At 69.0% G+C, this 19459-nt stretch carries 14 protein-coding genes and 3 pseudogenes; 12 read left to right on the plus strand and 5 right to left on the minus strand.

Going from position 1 to position 19459, the window contains the following annotated elements; genetic code table 11:
- Positions 1 to 80: 80 nt before the first annotated feature.
- The 6 genes from OHA61_RS00865 (at position 81) to OHA61_RS00890 (ending at position 6860) form a co-directional block, all read left to right on the plus strand.
- On the plus strand, positions 81 to 935 hold the full coding sequence (locus tag OHA61_RS00865) for a helix-turn-helix transcriptional regulator (protein WP_406301200.1): 855 nt from the start codon (positions 81 to 83) through the stop codon (positions 933 to 935).
- 182 nt (positions 936 to 1117) lie between these two features.
- A complete protein-coding gene (locus tag OHA61_RS00870; protein WP_361912485.1) occupies positions 1118 to 1813 on the plus strand; it encodes an ester cyclase in 696 nt (231 codons plus the stop codon).
- Positions 1814 to 2451: 638 nt separating this feature from the next.
- A complete protein-coding gene (locus OHA61_RS00875; protein ID WP_406301201.1) occupies positions 2452 to 3468 on the plus strand; it encodes a GlxA family transcriptional regulator in 1017 nt (338 codons plus the stop codon).
- Entirely contained in the window at positions 3465 to 5219 is a 1755-nt protein-coding gene (locus tag OHA61_RS00880; RefSeq protein WP_406301202.1) for a thiamine pyrophosphate-binding protein, read from the plus strand. The genes OHA61_RS00875 and OHA61_RS00880 overlap by 4 nt, the downstream gene beginning before the upstream one ends.
- Positions 5191 to 5844, plus strand: coding sequence for an SRPBCC family protein (locus OHA61_RS00885; RefSeq protein WP_406301203.1), 654 nt, complete (start codon positions 5191 to 5193; stop codon positions 5842 to 5844). Before OHA61_RS00880 ends, OHA61_RS00885 begins: the two co-directional genes overlap by 29 nt.
- Positions 5841 to 6860 carry a 3-oxoacyl-ACP synthase III family protein gene (locus OHA61_RS00890; protein WP_389372323.1) on the plus strand — a complete coding sequence of 340 codons (1020 nt, stop codon included), beginning with the start codon at positions 5841 to 5843 and terminating at the stop codon, positions 6858 to 6860. Before OHA61_RS00885 ends, OHA61_RS00890 begins: the two co-directional genes overlap by 4 nt.
- A gap of 683 nt (positions 6861 to 7543) precedes the next feature.
- Here the strand turns inward: OHA61_RS00890 and rph are convergent.
- On the minus strand, positions 7544 to 10159 hold the full coding sequence (rph, locus tag OHA61_RS00895; protein ID WP_406301204.1) for a rifamycin-inactivating phosphotransferase: 2616 nt from the start codon (positions 10157 to 10159) through the stop codon (positions 7544 to 7546).
- 535 nt (positions 10160 to 10694) lie between these two features.
- On the opposite strand from rph, the pseudogene OHA61_RS00900 reads away from it, so the two are divergent.
- From OHA61_RS00900 to OHA61_RS00910, 3 genes and pseudogenes are all read left to right on the plus strand, one after another.
- Positions 10695 to 10864 (plus strand): annotated as a pseudogene (locus OHA61_RS00900) (IS1380 family transposase); the annotation flags it as partial.
- A 306-nt stretch (positions 10865 to 11170) separates the two neighbouring features.
- Positions 11171 to 11371, plus strand: coding sequence for a DUF6229 family protein (locus tag OHA61_RS00905; protein WP_324976219.1), 201 nt, complete (start codon positions 11171 to 11173; stop codon positions 11369 to 11371).
- 258 nt (positions 11372 to 11629) lie between these two features.
- Positions 11630 to 14461, plus strand: a complete 2832-nt coding sequence (locus OHA61_RS00910) for a type 2 lanthipeptide synthetase LanM family protein (RefSeq protein WP_406301205.1) — start codon at positions 11630 to 11632, stop codon at positions 14459 to 14461.
- A 59-nt stretch (positions 14462 to 14520) separates the two neighbouring features.
- Here the strand turns inward: OHA61_RS00910 and OHA61_RS00915 are convergent, their stop codons facing one another.
- Entirely contained in the window at positions 14521 to 14670 is a 150-nt protein-coding gene (locus OHA61_RS00915; protein WP_406301206.1) for a hypothetical protein, read from the minus strand.
- A 144-nt stretch (positions 14671 to 14814) separates the two neighbouring features.
- On the opposite strand from OHA61_RS00915, the gene OHA61_RS00920 reads away from it, so the two are divergent.
- The gene (locus tag OHA61_RS00920; RefSeq protein ID WP_406301207.1) at positions 14815 to 15270 is read left to right on the plus strand and encodes a hypothetical protein; all 456 of its coding nucleotides are present in this window, start codon (positions 14815 to 14817) and stop codon (positions 15268 to 15270) included.
- A gap of 293 nt (positions 15271 to 15563) precedes the next feature.
- Here OHA61_RS00920 and OHA61_RS00925 read toward each other — a convergent pair whose 3' ends face one another.
- Positions 15564 to 17072, minus strand: coding sequence for an alpha/beta fold hydrolase (locus OHA61_RS00925; protein ID WP_406301208.1), 1509 nt, complete (start codon positions 17070 to 17072; stop codon positions 15564 to 15566).
- Positions 17073 to 17169: 97 nt separating this feature from the next.
- Here OHA61_RS00925 and OHA61_RS00930 point away from each other — a divergent pair, with 97 nt between their 5' ends.
- Positions 17170 to 18090: a MerR family transcriptional regulator gene (locus tag OHA61_RS00930; protein ID WP_406301209.1), complete on the plus strand. Its 921-nt coding sequence runs from the start codon at positions 17170 to 17172 to the stop codon at positions 18088 to 18090.
- A 204-nt stretch (positions 18091 to 18294) separates the two neighbouring features.
- Here the strand turns inward: OHA61_RS00930 and OHA61_RS00935 are convergent.
- Positions 18295 to 18405: pseudogene (locus OHA61_RS00935) on the minus strand (transposase); the annotation flags it as partial.
- Positions 18406 to 18542: 137 nt separating this feature from the next.
- Between OHA61_RS00935 and OHA61_RS00940 the strand changes: the two are divergent.
- On the plus strand, positions 18543 to 18941 hold the full coding sequence (locus tag OHA61_RS00940) for a DUF6221 family protein (RefSeq protein WP_361912457.1): 399 nt from the start codon (positions 18543 to 18545) through the stop codon (positions 18939 to 18941).
- Positions 18942 to 19058: 117 nt separating this feature from the next.
- Here the strand turns inward: OHA61_RS00940 and OHA61_RS00945 are convergent.
- A pseudogene (locus OHA61_RS00945) lies at positions 19059 to 19425 on the minus strand (SRPBCC family protein).
- Positions 19426 to 19459 lie beyond the last annotated feature (34 nt).

A 19459-nucleotide genomic window follows, 5' to 3' on the forward strand; every position in this document is an offset into this window, starting at 1 on the left:
GTACCAACAGGCAGTACCTGCCTTTGCCTGTGGATTGCCAGTACCAGGCTGTCCGGGCGCGGCGGCCGGATACTGGGGGCGTGAGTGAATCCGAACTGGGCACGGCACTGCGCGGCTGGCGCGACCGCACTGCCCCCGCCGCGGTCGGGCTGCCCGTCGGCGGAGTACGGCGCGCCGCCGGCTTGCGACGCGAGGAACTGGCGCAGCTCGCGAACCTATCTGTGGACTACGTCGTCCGCCTGGAACAGGGCCGGGCCACCTCGCCGTCCCCGCAGGTCCTGTCCGCGCTGGCCCGCGCCCTGCGGCTTTCGACAGCCGAGCGCGAGCACCTGTACCTGCTCGCCGGCCAAGCGGCCCCGGGCCCCGGGCAGCTGTCGGCGCACATCCCGCCAGGGGTGCGAAGGCTGCTCGACCAGCTGGACGGCACACCGCTCAGCGTGCACGACGCTGCCTGGAACCTGATCCTTTGGAACCCGCTGTGGGCCGCCCTGTTCGGGGACGCGTCCTCGCTGCGCGGACGCGAGCGCAACATCGTCTGGCGCCACTTCGCCGGCCTGCCCAGCCGGGTCAGCCACACCCCCCAGCAGGAGGCCCGGTTCGAGGCGGCCGTGGTCGCCGATCTCAGAGCGGCGACCGCCCGCTACCCCACCGATGCCGGCCTGCGCTCCCTGATCAAGGACCTGCGGAGCAACAGCACCGACTTCGCCCGCCTGTGGGACACCGGGATCGTGGGCGTCCACGAGACGGATACGAAGACCATCCACCACCCCGACGTCGGAATACTCACCCTCGACTGTGACGTCCTCATGGCTCCCGGCGGCGATCTGCGCATCGTCGCTTACACCGCCGCCCCCGGCAGTGACGCCTCCGACCGGCTGGGGCTCCTCAACGTCATCGGCACCCAGGACATGACCGAGAACAGCACCCCGGCGTAGCAGTCCGCCGCGCCGCACACGACACCCTCGGTCAACACCGCGGCGCACCCACCACTGACGACGGCTCGCTGACCCATCCACCGCATAGACCACGAAGCCGCACTGGAGCACTAAGAGGACATCCACCCTAAACCGGGCATAGCCTGAAGGGACCCCAAACTCTCCGACCGGTGGGAGGCGTCATGACATTTCTGCAGGTCATCGACTGCAAAACAAGCAGGGCCGATGAGTTGAACAGGTTGATGGACACCTGGGTCGAAGCGACTCAGGGCAAGCGGACAGCCACACACTCGATCGTGGGGCGGGACCGCGCCGACGCCACGCACGTTGTGGAAATCGTGGAGTTCCCCTCGTACGAGGAGGCGATGAAAAATTCGCACCTGCCGGAGACCGACCGGATCTTCCGGGAGATGGTGGCTCTGTGCGACGGGGAACCCTCGTTCACGGACCTCGACGTCATGCGGGACGAACAGCTGAACAAGATCGTGGTCCGCAGCTTCTTCGAAAACGTGGTCAACGCGAGGAACATCGACGCGGTGGACGCGATGTGCACCGCCGACTACCGAGAGCACGACCCGTCCCTGTCGTCGTACGACCTGGGGCTTGCACAAGCCAAGGCCGAGAACCGGGAGATCCTCGAGGCATTCCAGCCGGTGGCCACCATCGAGGGCTTGATGGCCGAGGGTGACATGGTGTGCGCACGACTGTCCTTCAAGGGCCGGCACGTGGGTACATACCAGGGCATGGGAGCCACCGGCCGAGAGGTATCAGGGACCGGCCACGCCACTTTCCGCTGCGAGGGCGGCAAGCTCGCGGAGACCTGGTGGAACTTCGACGACCTGGGCCTCATGCAGCAGCTCGGTGCGATCGACGTCTGATCGACATCACGTTCAACGTCGACGGGCCGCCACCGGGCTGAGACGGGCGCCGGTCACCGAGCTCAACGCGCGTCAGATCGGCAAGCTGATCACCGAACTGCGGCAGCAGGCCGCAGACGCGGTGCCGCGTGGTTCGATCTTGCCTCTTTAACTTTCAGCGCCGGATGCGCCAGGTACCGTACAGCCCGGCGAACGCCCCGATGATCACGGAGAAGCCGGTGTCCCCCCACGGCGGGGTACACCCCGCTGCACACAGCCGGCAGGGCAACCAGACTCCCTCACCGGGCAGCTCTCCAACTCCTGCCGGCCCTCCCGCCCGCCGGACTGCCGCGCCAGTCTTCCCCAACACCCAGCACCTCTCCGACACCCACAACGTCCAGCCCCCACCCCCGGGTTGGCACATGCAGCCGTACGGGTCCGGCCGCAAGCCCGACGCAATCGCCCGGCTCGGCCGCCTCGCCGAAATGAGAGCGTCGCAGCGACGAAGGCCCCTGTGACGTGCCTCACCCACACCAGCCGGTCATGCGCACGAACTGCCTGGTCAGCGCCGCCAACCAGCAGTCGATGGCTGTCCTTTGGCCGAATTCGTCAACAAGCTGTCATTGCGGCCGGTTCGACGTCGGATACAGGCTGTGACCGTGTTACAGCGACGCGTTGTGGTGGTCGTGTACTCCGGTGCGCAGGCCCTGGACATCACCGGACCCATAGAAGTGTTCGATACGGCCAACCGGCTCCTCCCCAGATCGGGTGCCCCTTACCGGATCGAGTTCGTCTCCATCGATGCACCACTGGTGCGCACCAGTTCGGGAGTGATGATTGAAGCCGCGCCGCTGGAGGCAGGGCATGGCCCTATCGACACCCTCCTGGTCCCGGGGGGATGGAGCCTGCGGGACGCGTTGAAGAACCGGGCGCTGGTCGCGTGGATCGGGCAGGCAGCCGCCCGGTCGCGGAGAGTCGCATCCGTATGTGGCGGATCGTTTCTGCTGGCCGAGGCCGGCCTGCTCGACGGGCGGCGAGCAACCACCCATTGGGCGTACTGCGAGGAGATGGCCTGCCGCTACCCGGACGTGACCGTGGACCCGGAGCCGATCTTCGTCTGGGACGGCCGGTTCGTCACCTCGGCGGGGGTGTCGACCGGGATCGACATGGCCCTCGCACTGGTGGAGGCGGACCACGGCGCGGCGCTCGCGCTGGAGACAGCACGGTTTCTGGTGCTGTTCCTCAAACGGCACGGAGGACAGGCTCAGTTCAGTGCTGTCCTGGACGCCCAGTTGGCAGACCACGCGCCGATCCGGGCCGCACAGGAGTGGATCCTGGACAACCTCCAAGACCCGTTACCCGTGGCCGAGATCGCCCAGCAGGCCAATATGAGCCTGCGCAACTTCGCCCGGGTGTTCCGGCGCGAGGTGGGCACGCCCCCCGGCCAGTACGTCGAGCGGACGCGTATCGCCCGCGCCCGCGAGCTCCTGGAGACCACCGATCTGACGACGAGCCAGGTGGCTCGCCGCTGCGGATTCGCGGCCCCCGAGACGTTCATCCGCTCCTTCGGACGAGCCCTGGGGCTCACTCCGAACCAGTACCGGCACCGCTTTCAGGTCGTCTCGCCGTCCGGCCTCGTCGTCCAGCCCGACCAAGCGGACAGGAGCTCCGTATGACAGCCATGACACGCGAGATGCCCGAGGAAGACGGTGTGCGCCTTGTCGACTACCTGGCTGCAGAGTTGGTCCGGGCCGGCGTCACCCACATGTTCGGCGTTGGCGGAGCCAACATCGAGGACCTGTACGACGCCGTCCACCGCACGGGCACCATCCGCGGCGTCGTCGCCAAACACGAATTCTCCGCGGTCACCATGGCCGACGGATATGCCCGCGCCACGAGGCGCCTCGGCGTAGTCGCAGCCACCTCGGGCGGCGGTGCGATGAACCTCGTGCCCGGTCTGGCGGAGGCTCACGCCTCCCGCGTGCCGCTGCTGGCCCTCGTCGGACAGCCGCCCACCGCGCAGGAGGGCCGCGGGGCGTTCCAGGACTCCAGCGGCAAGGCAGGCTCGTTCGACGCCCGTGAGGTGTTCACGCCCGTATCGCGGTTCTGCGCTCGGGCCGAAGACGCCGACTCGTTCGCGGAGTTGCTGCCCCAAGCGATCGCGGCGGCACAGGCCGATCCCAAAGGGCCCGCGGTGCTGCTGCTGCCCAAGGACCTGCAACAGGCACAGGCCACAGTGCCCGTGCCCGGAGTGACGTCGACGCCGGTCGTGCCGCCGCCGACCACCACGGCCGCAAGCGTGGAATCCGGCGCCCGGGACGCCGCATCGGCCGCGCTGCGCGGGGCGAGCCGTGTCCTCGTCATCGCCGGCGAGGGCGTGGCAGCCTCGGATGCGCGCGAGGAGTTGGCGGAGCTCGCCCGGCGGCTCGGGGCCTGGGTGGCGGTCACCCCGGACGCCAAGGACGTGTTCGACAACCGGGACCCCCGGTTCGCAGGTGTGGCCGGAGTGATGGGGCACGCAAATGTCGAAGACTGCCTGCGCAGGGCCGACTTGTGCATGCTGGTCGGCACTCGGCTGCCGTTACTGGCACGGGGAGGGCTGGACCAGGCCCTGGCCGCCATTCCCGTCGTCTGTATCGATCCCGAACCACCGTTCGTGGCCGGCATCGCGTTGGGCGGGAACCTGCGGGACACGCTGCGCGCCGTCGTCGGCCGGCTCCCCTCGCGCCCGCTACCCTGCCCGGAGCACACCGGCCCCTTACCGACACCCCTGCCAACAACCGTTCCGCAGGCCCCTGGTGGAAGCGTCTCCTACCCCGAAGCGGTCGCCGCGGTCGAAGCGGCACTCCCCCAGGACGCGCACGTCTTCGTGGACGCCGGCAACGCGGGGGCCAGCGCCATCCATCTGCTTCCCGCACCGCGCCACGGCCGCTTCGTCGTGGCGGTCGGCATGGGCGGCATGGGCTACACCTTCGGAGCCGGCATCGGCGCCGCGCTCGCCACGGGCCGACGCACCTACGTGCTCGCGGGCGACGGAGCGTTCTTCATGCACGGGATGGAAGTGCACACCGCCGTGGAGTACGCCGCACCCGTAACCTTCGTGATCTTCAACAACAACGCCCACGCCATGTGCGCGCTGCGCGAGGAGCTCTTCCAGGGCGGCGTCCGCAGCGACGACCTGTTCGCCCGGAGCGACATCGCCGCCGGAGTGGCCGCCGCCTTCCCGACCCTTGAGGTCTCCTGGGCCGACGACGCAGCGCGGCTGCGCCAGGCGCTGCTGCGCAGTAACGCGAGCAGCGGTCCGGCATTCATCGCGCTGGACTGCGATGCCCGGGAGATCCCGCCGTTCCTGCCCTTCCTGTCCGTCACCGAAAGCACCCAACACGAGGAGAGTTCCGATGAGCGCGGACCCGTCCACGTTGGCTGACATCCCCGGCCTGATGCGGATCGAGATCACCGACAGGGAGGAGATGACCGCCCACTGCATGGACCTCACCCACGCTGTCTATCCACATCACCAGGTCTACGGGCAGTACTGCACCATCCAGGAGCATGTCGGCTGCCCGCCGGAACAGGCCTATGACTACCTGCGCCAGGGCCACCACCTGGAGGAGTGGACCTACAGCTTGCGGGGCTTCGCGCCCACGGACACCCCGGGGCTGTGGGTCGGCCACGACCGGCTCGAGCACGAAACCAGCATCTATTGCAAGGTGGTGGCCAACCCCGAGGCCATGACCGTGGACTACCACTGCTCCTGGGACCAGGGCGACAAGCTGTGGATGATTTACCTGATGCGCGTCGTCCCTGCCCGGCTGGTGCTCGACAAGCCGGGGTCGGTGATCACCTGGACCAACTGCCACCACCCGTATTACGACGACAACCCGCACCCCGAGATGTCGCCCCGCCCGGATCGGCCGTGGGTCGGCGACTACTGGGATCTGTTCTACGCGGGCCACACCGTGGAGATGAATAACCTCAAGGCGATCCTCGAGCACCGCCACCGCGGCGGCCTGCCCGTCAGTGTGCCGCCGGTGACGGCGGTGGTCCGTTGAATACGGTCAGCCTCACCGATGTCGCAAGCTACCTTCCCGGCGAACCGGTTCCCGCCGAGTTCTACACCGAGTACCCCGGAGCCGAGGACAAACTACGCCACCATCCCATGTTCAAGATCCCGCCTTTGCGGCATCACGTGACCGCCGACGAGACCAACGCGGACATGATCGAGCGCGCCGTACAGCCCCTGATCGAGCGGCACGGCAAAGATGAGATCCGCAACGTGGATGTGCTGTTGGTGCACAGCCAGCTGCCGGACCTGCCGTTCGTGGGCGCGGGCACCGAAGTGGCACGCCGTCTGGGCCTGCACCCGGAATGGCTGATCGACGTGGCCAACGCCGGCTGCGCCTCATTCGTGTACATGCTCAAACTGGCCCGGCGGCTGCTCACCACCACCGACGCGAAGACCGCCTTGATCTGCAACGCGCAGAGCGCCGCGGGCCAGTGCTTCACCCAGTCCGAGGTGCGCAGGCTCGCCCAGGCCGCAATCCCTGGCGACGGCTGCGGCGTGGGATACGTGACCACCTCGGCCGGCGCCCCGGTGCTGGACGTGGAGACCCGGCACATCGGCGACTACGCCGGGGACATGACCGTGATGCTCGACGACGGCCGCAAGTACTGGGAGGCCGGGGAATCCCAGCTGCGGATCGGGTTCACCGAAGCGAGCATCGCCAAGGTCCTCGCGCGCGGGAACCGCCTCGTACCGGAGGTCGTCACGGACCTGTGCGGGCGGCTCGGGGTGGCCACCACCGAGATCGACGTCTTCATCACCAACCAGCCCAACCGAGCCTTCCTGCGGAACTGGCGCGAAGCGCTGCAACTGCCGCCCGAACGGCACCTGCACACGTTCGATCAATGCGGGAATCTCTTCGGAGCGGCGATCCCCATCACCCTGGACCGCGCCATCCACTCACAGCACGTCAAGGATGGCGATCTGGTGGTGCTCGGGGGATTCGCCCACGCCGGCGACTTCGCCGGTGCCGTCGCCATCCGCTGGCACAGCGGGCGGGGATAACCGGGACCTGTCCTGCACCGGCTGGGGTGTCCGGCAGTGGCGGGCTTGCGCCTTCCCCCGTCTTCGCCCCAGGAGGCGCCCGAGGCCCGCCAAGGCCGCGGACTCAGATCTGACGGTCGTTCCGATGGCGGCCAAGGGCCCGGCCGAAACGCTCCTTCGCCGTGCTCTCCGACACCGAGATCGCGGCCACGGCGCCGGCCCATGCGCCAGGGACAGTCGCTATCACCGTCACCACCACCGGTGGCAGCGACGCGGCGCCCGGGACCTTCCTTTACCTGCGGTGACCGCTCCACCGTCCCACCACCACGCAGAGCCCGGTATCTGTCAGCGCAGATCGTGATCGAGCAATGCTTGGAACCTGTGGATCGGACGAGGGAACGCGAAGGGCGTACCTTCCCGAATGATCCCGTGATGGTCTCCGAGTAGGCCACGTTCGCAGCTCGGGTCGGGAAGGCACGCCCCTCCACCCGATCGAGAGTCATCCTTGGGTGGCTCGGCCTCGATCTGCTCAGCGCACCCGGCTGGTTCCTCGACTGGCAGCCAGCGTGAAGGTGCGCACTGCATCTCATCGCCCGGGGTCGTGTGCGCGTTGCGGGCGGCGGTCGTGGGGTGGTCATCAACTGCTTGGCGTTGTTTGGTCGGAAGCTACGGACGGGGCTGGTCGGTGTGGTCGGTGTGGTCGGTCAAGGCATGATCTCGACGTACCCTTCGGTTCCGTGCACGCGGATCCGCTGCCCGTCCCGGATCAGCCGGGTGGCCTGCTCCACGCCCACGACGGCCGGCAAGCCGTACTCCCGGGCGATCACTGCGCCATGGGTCATCAGGCCGCCCACCTCCGTCACCAGGCCCGCGATTCCGACGAACAGCGGTGACCAGCTGGGGTCCGTGAAGGTCGTGACCAGGATGTCGCCCGGTTCGAGGTCGGCTTCCGCCATGTCAAGGATGACGCGGGCCCTTCCCTCGATGGTCCCGGCGGAAACCGGTAGGCCGATCAGGGCGCCGGCCGGCACGTCGTCGCGCCGGTACGCCCCGGTGACGGCCTCACCATCCGATGTGAGCACCCGTGGCGGTGTGAGCGCGTGGTACGACCGGAACGCGTCCTTGCGCTGCTCGATGAGCTGGTCATCCACCTGGTTCGAGCGCACGACGTCGTGGAGTTCCTGGAACGTGAGGTAGAAGATGTCCTCCTTCTCAGGAAGCACATTGGCGTGCACGAGGCGCTCGGCCTCCTCCAGCAGCGCCTGCTTGTAGACGAAGGAGCGGCTGACGATGCCGTACTTCGGGTACTCCCGGTACCCGATGAAGGTTCTGACCCGGTCGATCATCCGCTTGGCCTCGTCGGCTTTCTGGTCCCCGCCCGGCAGAGCCCGCAAGCGTGACAGCACGTCCTGTTCCTTCATCTGCGCCTTCTGCCGCCCTTGCTCGAAGCGCCGCTCGGCGGCGCCCGGCTCGAAGTTCCTGACGTTGTCGAGGATCACGGGCACGAGCGTGGTGGGGCGTTCGCGCCAGCGTGGCCTCGTGATGTCGATCTCGCCGACGCAGCGCATGCCGTACCGGTCGAGGTAGGACTCGATGGCGTCGCGCGCTTCGGTCCCGCCCGCGAGCTTTGCCAGCTCGTCCAGGAAGCCCTCGTCCTCGACGCTGTGCAGGAACGCCACCACCTCAGGATGCGGGCGGATCACGTCCGCGACGTCGAGCAGCGCCAGTCCCATCTCCGACGTGACGTTGTCGGGGGCGGACAGCGTGAGCGTGTCAGCCGCGTTCTTCTCGCCGAGCCAATCCTGCAGCTTGTCGTTGAGCCACCAAGTGGCCTCCATCCCCGCCATGATCGCCTGCATGCTCAGCGGATCACCGAGGACTCGCTTGTGCTCCTGGAAGGCCTCCAGCAGGAAGTCGAGCAGCGCCGGTCCGGTCTTCGTCCGGATGCCGTGCTCCAGGGCGGCGATGGACGCCTGGCTGCGCTCGATCAGCTCGGTGACGATGGCCGGATCGGTCTCGATCGGGGCGGACGCGCCGATGGCCGGCGGCCCGCCGGGAGACGCGTCCGGGAGCGACGGGACGAAATCGTCACGGTCGAGGACGGTCTCCAGAGCGTCCCGGACCAGCGGATCGCCTCTCCCCAGGACGTCCAGGAGGCCGACGCGGCTCGCGGGCGAAGCCAGTCGTCGGGTGACGTCGACGAACAGTCTCCCGCCGGCCTCGTGCATCGGCACCATGGCCGTCAGCTGCCACATGGAGAGCCCCAGGGGCTTCATGGGGTCGGTCATCATCTGCTGATGACCAACGGAGACGTAGACGTGGTTCTCCTGGTCGCCGGCCTCGGGGATGTCGCCGGTCCTGGGGATGGGGAACAGCGTCGTGATCGGCCGGCTCTGAACGATCTGGAAGTCATCGTCGACCAGGCACCATTCGATGTCCTGCGGGCGGCCGAAGTGCGCTTCGATCCGCTGCCCGAGCTGCACGAGCCGCACGACCTGCGCATCCGTCAGCGTCGGCTGCTCCCGCCGCTGCGAGTCGATCGCCACTTCCTGCGTGCCGCCGGCCGGCAGGGCGTGAACGGCACGCTGTTTGGCGGCGATCGCCTTGGCGACGACTTCGCCGTGTCGCACCGTGAAGACGTCCGGGTTCACCAGGCCGGAGACCAGGGCCTCGCCGAGGCCGAAGCCGGCGTCCACGGTGGCGACCTTCCGGTTGCCCGTGACGGGGTCGGCCGTGAACAGGATGCCGGCCGCATGCGGGAAGACCATCTGCTGCACGACCACAGCCATGTGGACCGTACGGTGGTCGATGCCGTTCCGCCGGCGGTAGGTCACGGCCCGCTCGGTGAACAGCGAGGCCCAGCACCGGCTGACGTGCTGGAGGATCGCAGTCGGCCCCACGACGTTCAGGTACGTGTCCTGCTGGCCGGCAAAGGAGGCCGTCGGCAGGTCCTCTGCCGTCGCGCTGGATCGGACGGCGTATGCGGCTTGCTCGCCGAGCTGGGCGAGCGCGCGGGTGATCGCCGCCGCGAGATCGCCCGGGATCGCAATCCCTTCGATGGTCCGACGAATCTGCGCGCTGAGCGTGCGGATCGCCTCCCGGTCGTCCGGGTTCAAGCGCGACAACTGATCGAGCCGATCGTCGATCGACGGCACTTCCGCCATGATCCGCCGGAAGGCGTCCGTCGTCACGCAAAAGCCACCCGGCACGCGGATGCCGTCGATCCGCGACAGCCCGCCCAGGTGCGCTCCCTTGCCGCCAACGACCGCGACCTGCATCTCGTCAACCTCTTGAAGATCCAACACGTACTGCTCAATCATTGCGACACCTCCGAGGCAGCCGTGCTCCGTTGCACTGCGGTGGCCGATCGAATCACCGGGGCCTCCAACTCTGTCGAACCTCTTGTCGAGCACGTCCTCATCCCTGGTTGCCTTCCCTGTGACGAGTCGGCCGGCCGCTCCGCCCAGTCGGGCGGCGCGCACCCCCGCACACCCGCACCTGCGCGCCGAGCACCCGCAACTGCACTCCCGGTCCCACCACTGTTCTGACGTCACCGCGTCCCCCATACGTCGACAACAACACACGCACGGCGTGCCCCCATTTCCGCAGGTTGTGGCATCGGCCGACGATTCTGCGCCGTGACCCGGGTCTTGCGGCAAGCCCCCCAGCGCGCTATACGTTGAGAGTGGCAAGGAGAGAGCTCTCCTTGCCTTTGCCGTCCAATGGGCTGACAAGCTCTTCGCGAAGCGGTGGCGCGCCGCCGTCTCGCGGAGGTCGTCTCGTCACGCGAGTGCTGGGCCAGGCTCGTCAACCCGCGGCGTACTTCACCGCGTTGCGGTCGCCTCGCCCGCCGGGACCGGACATAATCCGGGCCGGATCGCCACCGATCTCGCGGTGATGCTCGCGAGGGCGGCGAGGCCATCATGGATCTGGCCGTACTGCGGGACCAGAGAGAGGTGTTCGGCCCCGTCGCCTCGACACCCCCGGCCTGGCGGCCGCTCGCCGACGTTGACGAAGGGGTCGTCGGCGGTCGCTTCCGTTGCCTATTGGGCTGGGCCTACGGCAGATCGTGGCCGGCCCGGGTTTGGGATGCCATGCGCTGCACGGAGCGGCACTCTCCGCCCAGTCCTGAAGCTGGTCGAGCGGGTCGCTGAGGAGGTTCATCGCCCGGTCACCGCTCGGCCGTGCCACCGTCCCGCTCGCCCCACACATAGCGTTACGCCGCAAGAACACCAAACGACTTTGGCCAGATTGGCCGTCTGACGGGTGTTCGAGTCCGGCGATACTCAGCACTGGGCAATCCGTCCCAATCCCACGTCCGGAGGCCGCTGATGCCCCAGACCAGTGTTCCCACCACCGCCGTGCTCGACGCCTGGCTGTCAGGCGCCGAGAGCGCGTACGGCCAGACCAACCCCGCCGGGCCCCTTTACGTCGGCGGCGCCGCCGCCGAGGCTGCACTCACCGACCCGAGCGACTCCCTCTACGGCTTCTGTTCCAGCCCGAGCGGGTCGCACGGCAGCTGGTGCTGCTGATCGCCTGGCGCCTTTAGGACCCTTTGCGGAGGGACTTCCTACGGAGTGCCTTCTCCGAGGCGGCGCTGCCTGACTGACCGTTGCTCCTGCGGGATGCGCTTCTTTGGGGCGCGCCCTACGGAGTGCGGTTCGAGAAACAAGGGCGTGGGGAGCTGACTGCCGAGCAACGACGCGTCCGCACCCGGGATTGGGCAGTTCCCCGCGCCCCCTTGAGGCGCCCGAGGGCGCGAACGCGCGGCGGAATGGGGAGGTTGATCGGTGAGCGGAGCGGCGCCGGAAAGGAAGGACGAGGCCGAATGGTTCGCCGAACCCGTACGAACTATCGCCCGACCGTGGCGGGAAGAGCTGGCCCGGCGGCTCGCCGCCGTGGACGCCCTGGGCCGGAAGGAACGAGAAGCGGTGCTGGAGGCCGGCCACACCGCCCTGCTCAAGTCCTTGCACGCGAAGCTGTCCCGCCTGTTCCTGATTGAACTGCACGCGCTGCGCATGGCAGCAGGCGGCGGGCGGGCCGCCCCGGGCGCAGGGGCCGGATCCGACACAAGGACGTGGGCAGCGTTCATCGAGCAGGCCGGTGAGGAGGGCTATCTCGACCAGCTGGCCGGCCGATACCCGAGCGCCGGGCCGCGGATCGCGTCGGTGGCTCGGCTGTCGGTGGCGGCGACGGCCGGTTTCGCGCAGCGGTTCGCCGAGGACCGCGAACTGCTGCGGCCGCTGCTGGGAGGACCCGCAGGGCAGCTGCAAGCCGTGACGTTCGGGGCGGGCGACACCCACCGGGGCGGCCTGACGGTCAGTCGGGTTGACTTCGCCGGCGGGAGCGTCATGTACAAGCCCCGGCCGTCCGAGGCCGACGTGGCGTTGGGCGCGCTGCTGGAGGAGCTCTACGCTGACTTCCCCGGTGCCGCACCGAATGAGCGCATCCGGGTGCCGCGGACGCTGGCACGCGAGGGTTACGGCTGGGCCGAGTTCGTCCGCCACCGCTACTGCACCGGCGACATCGAACTCGCCGCGTTCTACCGCAACGTCGGACACTGGCTGGCCGTCCTCCGCTTCACCGGCGGCACCGACATGCACGCCGAGAACATGATCGCCGCGGGCCCGGTGCCGGTCATCGTGGACGCCGAGACGCTCTTCGACGCCCCCGCGCCCTTCCCGGCCAGCGGCCGGGGCGATGCGGTGGACGTGGCGGCGGCGGCCATCCGCCGTACGGTGCTGCGTACCGGACTGCTGCCCGTACGAGGCACCGGCTTCGCGCTCGGCGGGGTGGACATCTCCGGGGTCGGGGCGCTGCCCGGCCAGCAGCCGCTGATCCCGAACCCGGTGATCGCTGATGGTGGCAGCGCGGCGGCCCGCTTCCATGTGGACCTGGTGGCGATGCCCACCGCGGGCAACCACCCGAGCCCCACCCCGGTGCTGAGCACGTACTGGGACCGGATCCTGGCCGGTTTCCTCGAGATGACCGCGCATCTGCGCCGGCCCGGGGTCGACCCGTACCGGTTGCTGCGCCGCTTCGAAGGCGCCCAGGCGCGGCGGATCCTGCGGCCGACGCAGGCGTACGTCGACATCGGCCGGATGCTGTGGCACCCGGCGTCGTTGCACGACGAGGCTGCAGCACTCGAGCGCGCCCGGGACATCCTGCGGCGCAACGCCGAGGTCCTGCCCGGCGCGCCGACCGACCGCGCGGCCATCGACGGTGAGATCGCGGACCTACTGGCCGGCGACGTACCGATGTTCAGCTTCACCGTGGACGCGGCCGCCGTGCGGACCACCGTCGAGGACTGGCGCACCACCGACCTGGCGCTGGAGGAGTCGGTGATCCAGGACGCGCTGGTGGGCGCGTACCTCAATGAGCGTTCGCTGCCCGAGCGGGTGCAGGCCGCCGCCCGCGACCCGCACGCCCGTGACCGGGAGCGGCGCCGCCGCGACCTGGCCGCTCAGATGGTACGGCGGCTGTGTGACGGGGCGGTGCGCGGCGAGGACGGCACGGTCACCTGGATCAGCCCTGTCTTCACCCCTGCGGGGTGGTCCATCAGGGTGCTGCCGGCCGACCTTTACACCGGGCAGGGCGGGGTGGCGCTGACGCTCGCGGAGTACCTGACCGAGGTGCGGGCCGGGCGGGCGGACGAGGTGCCGGGCGTCGCCGAGACGTTCGAGGGGGCGCTGCGGGTGCTGGTCGGCACGGAGGACCGGACGCCGACCCCGTCACCCGGGGCGTTCAGCGGTGCCGCGTCGCAGGTGTGGACTTGGATGGCGCTGCACCGGGTGCTCGGTCAGGACTGGCTGCTGGAGCGGGCCGCCGAAAGGGCCTTGCTGCTCGCGGAAGGCCGACTGGTCGAGGACGACGTCGAGGTGGACCTCCTCAACGGGGCGGCCGGCGGAGTTGTCCCGCTCCTCAACCTGGCCGCGGCGACCGGGGAGGACCGCTGGCTCGGCGCCGCCGCGCACATCGGCCGTCGGCTGACCGCGCTGGCCACGGTCGACGCGAGCGGCGCCCGCTGGACGACCCGGCTCAACCCCGAGGGCATCGGCGGCTTCGCCCACGGCGCCACCGGGATGGGCTGGGCGCTGACCCGGCTCGCCCTCAGCGACGCGGGTTCCGCGGCCGAACGGCGCGGCTGGACCAACCTCGCCGAGCGGGCCTTCGCCTACCAGGAGTCCCTCTACGAACCCGAGCACGGCAACTGGCGCGACGTCCGCGTCGGCGCGGAGGAGGACTTCTTCACCAGCTGGTGCCACGGCAGCGCGGGAGTCGGCGTCGGCATGCTCGATCTCCACCGACGCGCCGGTGATCCCGCCCACCTCGACATGGCCCAGCGCGCAGCACGCGCCTGCGCCGCCGAGGGCTTCGGCTGGAGCCACACTCTGTGCCACGGCGACCTCGGCCTGTGGGAATTCCTCACGTCCCTGAACTTCGGCGACCTCTCTGACCTCGACGCCGAGATCCTCACCGGCCTCGAACAACGCGGCCCGGTCGGCGGCCTGGCCCGCGAAGCGTTCTCCCCCAGCCTCATGTCCGGCCTCTCAGGAGTCCTTCACACCCTCCTCCGCATGCACCCCGCGGCCACCCTGCCCAATCCCCTACTCCTCGACTGACCTTCGGGCTGGTGTGTCGGCTCAACGGCCGATCTGCGAAGGGCGCCTGGTCCCCTGTCTCACCCGCCGGTATGAAAGCCGTGGTGGTGAGTGACCAACCACGGCAGACTCGATCGGTTGGTGGTGCGCAGGTGGATCCAGTCTTCGTCCGGGTTCTTCGCGGCTGCCTTGGGCCACTTCGTCCCCTGGTCGGCGACGAACGAGCGCATCGAAGTACGCCACGGAGATAGGGTTTTGGCCATCGGATGGTCCGACCGGGTTGAAAGGGTTCATTCGCGTCACGGCCAAGCCGAGCCCGTGCCATGCTCCGCTCGCGTATTCGGACGATACGCCTTGCTGATCTGGGAGGGATCATGGCACGAATTGCTTTCCGGGGCGTTCTCACGGCGTCCGCGATGGTCGCCGCGTCACTGCTCGCGTCGACGGTGGTGGCGCCTGCTGCCACTGCGGCCGGCAAGCGGTGGGGGCCGATCTACGCCAAGAGCGGCCATACGGCCATCGGCTCGGCAGATGGAGACTTCGCCAACAACGGAGGTGTCTACGCGACAGTCGGCGCCAATTGGCGTGACCTGCGCAACGATGGAATGCCCACGTTCGTAAGGGTGGAGTTCTTCTTCCTCGTAGAGGGCAAGTGGGAAAGCGCGGGCAGCAGCGAGTCCGCCCGAACCCACACTCACGCCAGCGGGCCCCTGTCCCGCAGGTTGAGGCATGAAGCGACCGCAGCACGCGCCGCAATTCACGTGTGCGTCGACCGCAATGCCCTCCCAGACTTCTGCTCGCGCGACGCGATCGTATCGTTCAACTATTAACCCGACTTCTGCCTGACCGGGCGCACCCGATTGACACATCGCCGGCCGGGTGTGCACCCAGCCGGCGCGCTTTCCACGAACCCCAGTGGCGCACGGCGGCCGCCCAAGGGGTGTTCGGTTCACTGCTATGGCAGGACGACTACGGGAACGCCCTGGGAAGCCGGAAACTGAAAAGCAAGCGTCAGGGCGTGTATCGACAGCCCGCACAGTCTCTTGCAACACGATGGTCGGCCCCCGGCCCCTCTCCCTACGGTGCCTCGTAGCAGTACGTCGCGGACTCGTCGGCCGATCGCTCAGCTGCGCAGGTGCCCCAGCACCGATCGCACCGCGCGAGTCACGGCGTCGCGCGCCTGCTCGCTGTGGTCGATCGTCTCGAACCCGTGCTGGCCGAGAGGTACGTCAACCACCTCGACATTGGCCTTGCAGTCCTCGGCGGCGGTCAGGAATTCCTCGACCGTCGCTGCGATCTCCGCGCGCTCCAGCTCCACCCGGGTCAGCACGATCGGCAGTTGCCCCGCCGTACGCACCGTGGCCGCAGGACGGAATCGGGAATCGGCAAGGCCCCAGTTCGGCAGCGGTGCCAGTACGGGATAGGTCGCCGCCACACACCGCAGCCACGCCGGGGGCGCCGCAAGCCAGTCCGCTGACAGGAGCCCGCCGGCGGAGAAGTACCACAACGCGACGCGTTCGCCGTCGACGCGCGGATCAGCCCGTACAAGCTCGACCGCTTCGGCGACATCCTCGGCAGCACGCGCGTAGTCGTCGAGACTGTGCAGCCGGTGATCCAGCGTCACGCCTACCGCTCCCAGACTCGCCACATACTGGCCGTAGCCGACGAAGGTCGGCCAGTCCCGCGGCGTCGGCTGCACGCCAAGGGGAACCGGGCCGCCATGGACGAACACCACTGCGGGCCGAGGGGCGTCGGCATCAGGCAAGTGGAGGTCGACCTTTCCCACCCGCGCGCGACTCCGTTCCGGTACATCCATGAGGAAAGGCCGAAGATGCGCGGGCTGCTCACTCACCGCCCTGGCCAGTCGGTGCCCTTCTCCTGCGGCGGCTCGGAACAGTACCTCGGCCAGCTCGCCGGGGGTGGAGAGCATCGGCCAGTGCCCGGTGTCGAGTTCGAAGAAGGTCACCCGGGGGTCGGTCAGCGCCTGGAGACGGGGGTCACCGAGTCCTACCAGGCCCTCGACCATCGCGATGCTCGACCCATTGCCGGTGCAGAGGACGCCGGTCGTCGGCAGCTCGGCGACCGCATCCGACAGTCGGAGCGGCTGGGTGAGCGTGCCACGCGGCTGCGGTGCGGCAAGGCGGGCCAGCCGTGCCAGTGCGTCTGCGGGGACGCCGTCGATACTGCCCCAGCGCTGCCACTCGTCCAGTGGCGGCGGGGGGATCCGCCAGTCGACCTCGCCCTGCCCAGTCGGGTCCGACAGACGGTCACGCACCACCCGGTCGGGAACCAGTTCGAGGGCCGCGTCGCCGTCCTGGGGCATGCCCGCGTCCACGTAGACGATCCGAGCAATCCGCTCCGGGCGCCGGCCGACGGCGCCCAGCACCGGGTGGATGCCGTAGCAGTGACCGACCATCACCACCTCAGGCGCATCCACGTGGTCGATCAGCTGCACCAGATCCTCTATGTGCGACTCCAGGTCCGTGCCGGGTCCCGCCAGATGGCGGCGCTCCCCCATGCCCGTGAGCGTCGCCGGGTACGCCTCGGCCCCCGACTCCCGCAGCCGGGCGGTCACCTCCCGCCAGATCCAGCCACCGGTGTACGTACCCGAGACCAGGATGAATGCCGTCATGAACGCCTCCTCGCATACCTCGTTCCACGCGGTCTGCCCGACCGGCTGTCCGCGCTCCGCGGTACGGTAGGAACTCCCCCTGAGGGAGGTTCAAGTCTTGTCCACTGATGGCACATTGAGTATCGGAGAGCTCGCCGAGCGGGCGGGTGTCACGGTCAAGACCGTCCGCTTCTACTCCGATCGCGGGCTGCTGCCCGAAACCGCCCGCAGCAGCGGAGGCCACCGCCGGTACGGTCCCGAATCTGTCGACCGGCTCCGCCTGATCCGCTCGCTGCGCACCCTTGACCTGCCGGTACCTGACGTGGGCCGCGTCCTCGATCAGGAGGATGCGCTGGAGGACATCATCGCCGGACAGCTTCAGGAGCTCGGCTCGCAGCTGGCCGCCCTTCGCTGGCGTGAGGCCGCCCTCCAACTGCTGCGCGACTGCGCGCCCGAGGAACGGGCCGACCGGCTGCGCCTGGTCGGTGCCGTGTCCGTCCCGCCCAGCACGGCCGCGCCGACGCGCTTCTGGCGGCGCTGGCTGCTGCCCGCGCGACTCCCGGCCCGGCTGGTCTCTGCGATCATCGAACAGGCGGTTCCGCAGCCCCCGGCGGAGCCGACCCCGGCCCAAGTACTGGCCTTCGCCCGACTGCACGCCTTCGTCTCTCGACCCTGCCCCGGCACCGATCGTGGCCAACCCGCAGCACATCAGCCCGACAAGGGCTACCGACCAGCCGTGCTCTACGACGGTCTTCGTGAGGCCTTCACGCTGGCATCGCCGGCCCTGCGGGCACAGCGGCCCCCGCACGAGGGCGAGGCACTCGACTGCTTCGTCTCCGCGTACGCCCGCTCATGCGGAACGCGCGACACCCCCGCCTTCCGCCGCCGGCTCCGCGGTGAACTCACGGCGGATCCCCGCATAGACCACTACTGGCAACTCGTCGCCGAACTGTGCGGCCCATCGGAACCCACCCTCGGCGCCGCCCACGATTGGCTCCGCAGTGCCCTGGACGCCCAGACCGCCCGTCCGGCCGCCTGAACCGGAGGCTTCACTCGGCGGCCGAGAACGAAGGCACTCGCCCAACCAACCGGGCAACCGGTGCCTGCGAGCCATCCGAGCGGAACCGCCATGGTCCACACACCCCGCCAGCGGTTTGGTGAAGTTCACTGCTGATCCTTGGATGCGGGTTTGTTGGCGGGTCAGCACCCGGTCCTCGGCGGTGCCGATGGCTTCGATGCTGATGTGGGCGCGGTGTGGACAGCCCTTGTACTTGGCCGAGCGCCAGACGCGTTCGATGTCATTGAGTTCGGGGCTGCGGGGCGGGAGGCAGAACAGTTCCACCCCGATCTTCACCAGTCGGTCGCATGTCTGCGTCGTAATCGGCAACGCGTCGGAGGCGATGAGCCACTGCGGGCTGGATCACGGGGTCCCAGGTCCCCCAGAATGACTGCGCAGTCCGTACAGCACGTCACGAGAGGAAGCTCAGGCGCATGGCCGGCAACGCAGACATGGTGGCCTTCATCGAAGCACGACTTGCCGAGGAGGAGCAGGTCGCGTGGAACGCCGGCGGCGCGAACTGGAGGTGCCCGGCGGATGCGCCCGGCGAAGTCCATGACAGGAAGTCCGGCATCGCGTTCACTGTGAGAGGAGCCAACTACGACCAGCACATCGCGCTCCATGACCCGGCTCGCGCGCTGGCCCGCCTCGAGACCAATCGCGTCCTGCTCGGCGAATATCTGGACGTGGCGGACCGGGACGTCGACCGGCCGGCCGACGACTTCGCCTCCGGCCGAGCAGTCGGACTCGGCTTCGCGGTGCGGCAACTGGCCGCCGAGTACGCCTGGCATCCCGGCTACAAGGCGAAATGGCTCCCCCGGTTCACCCGGTAGTGCCGCCGACATGCCGACGCCCTCCGCCGTGCTGCTCGGAGGAGAGCGCGAGTCGTACGGCTGCCGTGTCAGTCAGCCTCCGCGACCCCGGCAGATCTCCGGGACGGTGGCCGTGCGTCAGACATGCCAGCCGGCGAACTCCCTTGCCATGCGCCTGAACTGGCCCAAGTCATAGTTGGTCAGCGTCTTGTCCAGGTTGGTGAGCGCACCGCAGTGTTCGACGAAGCCGTCGGGCTCGTACTCGACCTGTAGCGTGACGCGGCTGGTCGTGTCGTTGAGGTGGTGCAACATGACGACGCCGGCGCGGTGAACCCCGGCGACCGTCTTCCACGATCCGGCCCTCCGGGACGACTTCGGTGAGCTCGGCGATGAACTGCTTGTCCGCGCCGGGCATCGCGAGCCGCCACGCGAACCGATACTCATCGAGCCGGTCGACGCACTCGACGTGGCTGAGGAACCGCAGTGCGGTCACGTCCCGCCACACCCCGACTCACGGAGGCAGGGGCACCTCGCTGCGG

This window comes from Streptomyces sp. NBC_00885, from assembly GCF_045207475.1.
In the GTDB taxonomy this organism is placed as follows: Bacteria; Actinomycetota; Actinomycetes; order Streptomycetales; family Streptomycetaceae; genus Streptomyces.

Coding starts and splice junctions, on each gene's coding strand:
- OHA61_RS00870 (WP_361912485.1), top strand. CDS start 1,118: ATGACATTTCTGCAGGTCATCGACTGCAAAACAAGCAGGGCCGATGAG.
- OHA61_RS00880 (WP_406301202.1), top strand. CDS start 3,465: ATGACAGCCATGACACGCGAGATGCCCGAGGAAGACGGTGTGCGCCTT.
- OHA61_RS00885 (WP_406301203.1), top strand. CDS start 5,191: ATGAGCGCGGACCCGTCCACGTTGGCTGACATCCCCGGCCTGATGCGG.
- rph (WP_406301204.1), bottom strand. CDS start 10,159: ATGATTGAGCAGTACGTGTTGGATCTTCAAGAGGTTGACGAGATGCAG.
- OHA61_RS00905 (WP_324976219.1), top strand. CDS start 11,171: ATGCCCCAGACCAGTGTTCCCACCACCGCCGTGCTCGACGCCTGGCTG.
- OHA61_RS00915 (WP_406301206.1), bottom strand. CDS start 14,670: ATGCGCTCGTTCGTCGCCGACCAGGGGACGAAGTGGCCCAAGGCAGCC.
- OHA61_RS00920 (WP_406301207.1), top strand. CDS start 14,815: ATGGCACGAATTGCTTTCCGGGGCGTTCTCACGGCGTCCGCGATGGTC.
- OHA61_RS00925 (WP_406301208.1), bottom strand. CDS start 17,072: ATGACGGCATTCATCCTGGTCTCGGGTACGTACACCGGTGGCTGGATC.
- OHA61_RS00940 (WP_361912457.1), top strand. CDS start 18,543: ATGGCCGGCAACGCAGACATGGTGGCCTTCATCGAAGCACGACTTGCC.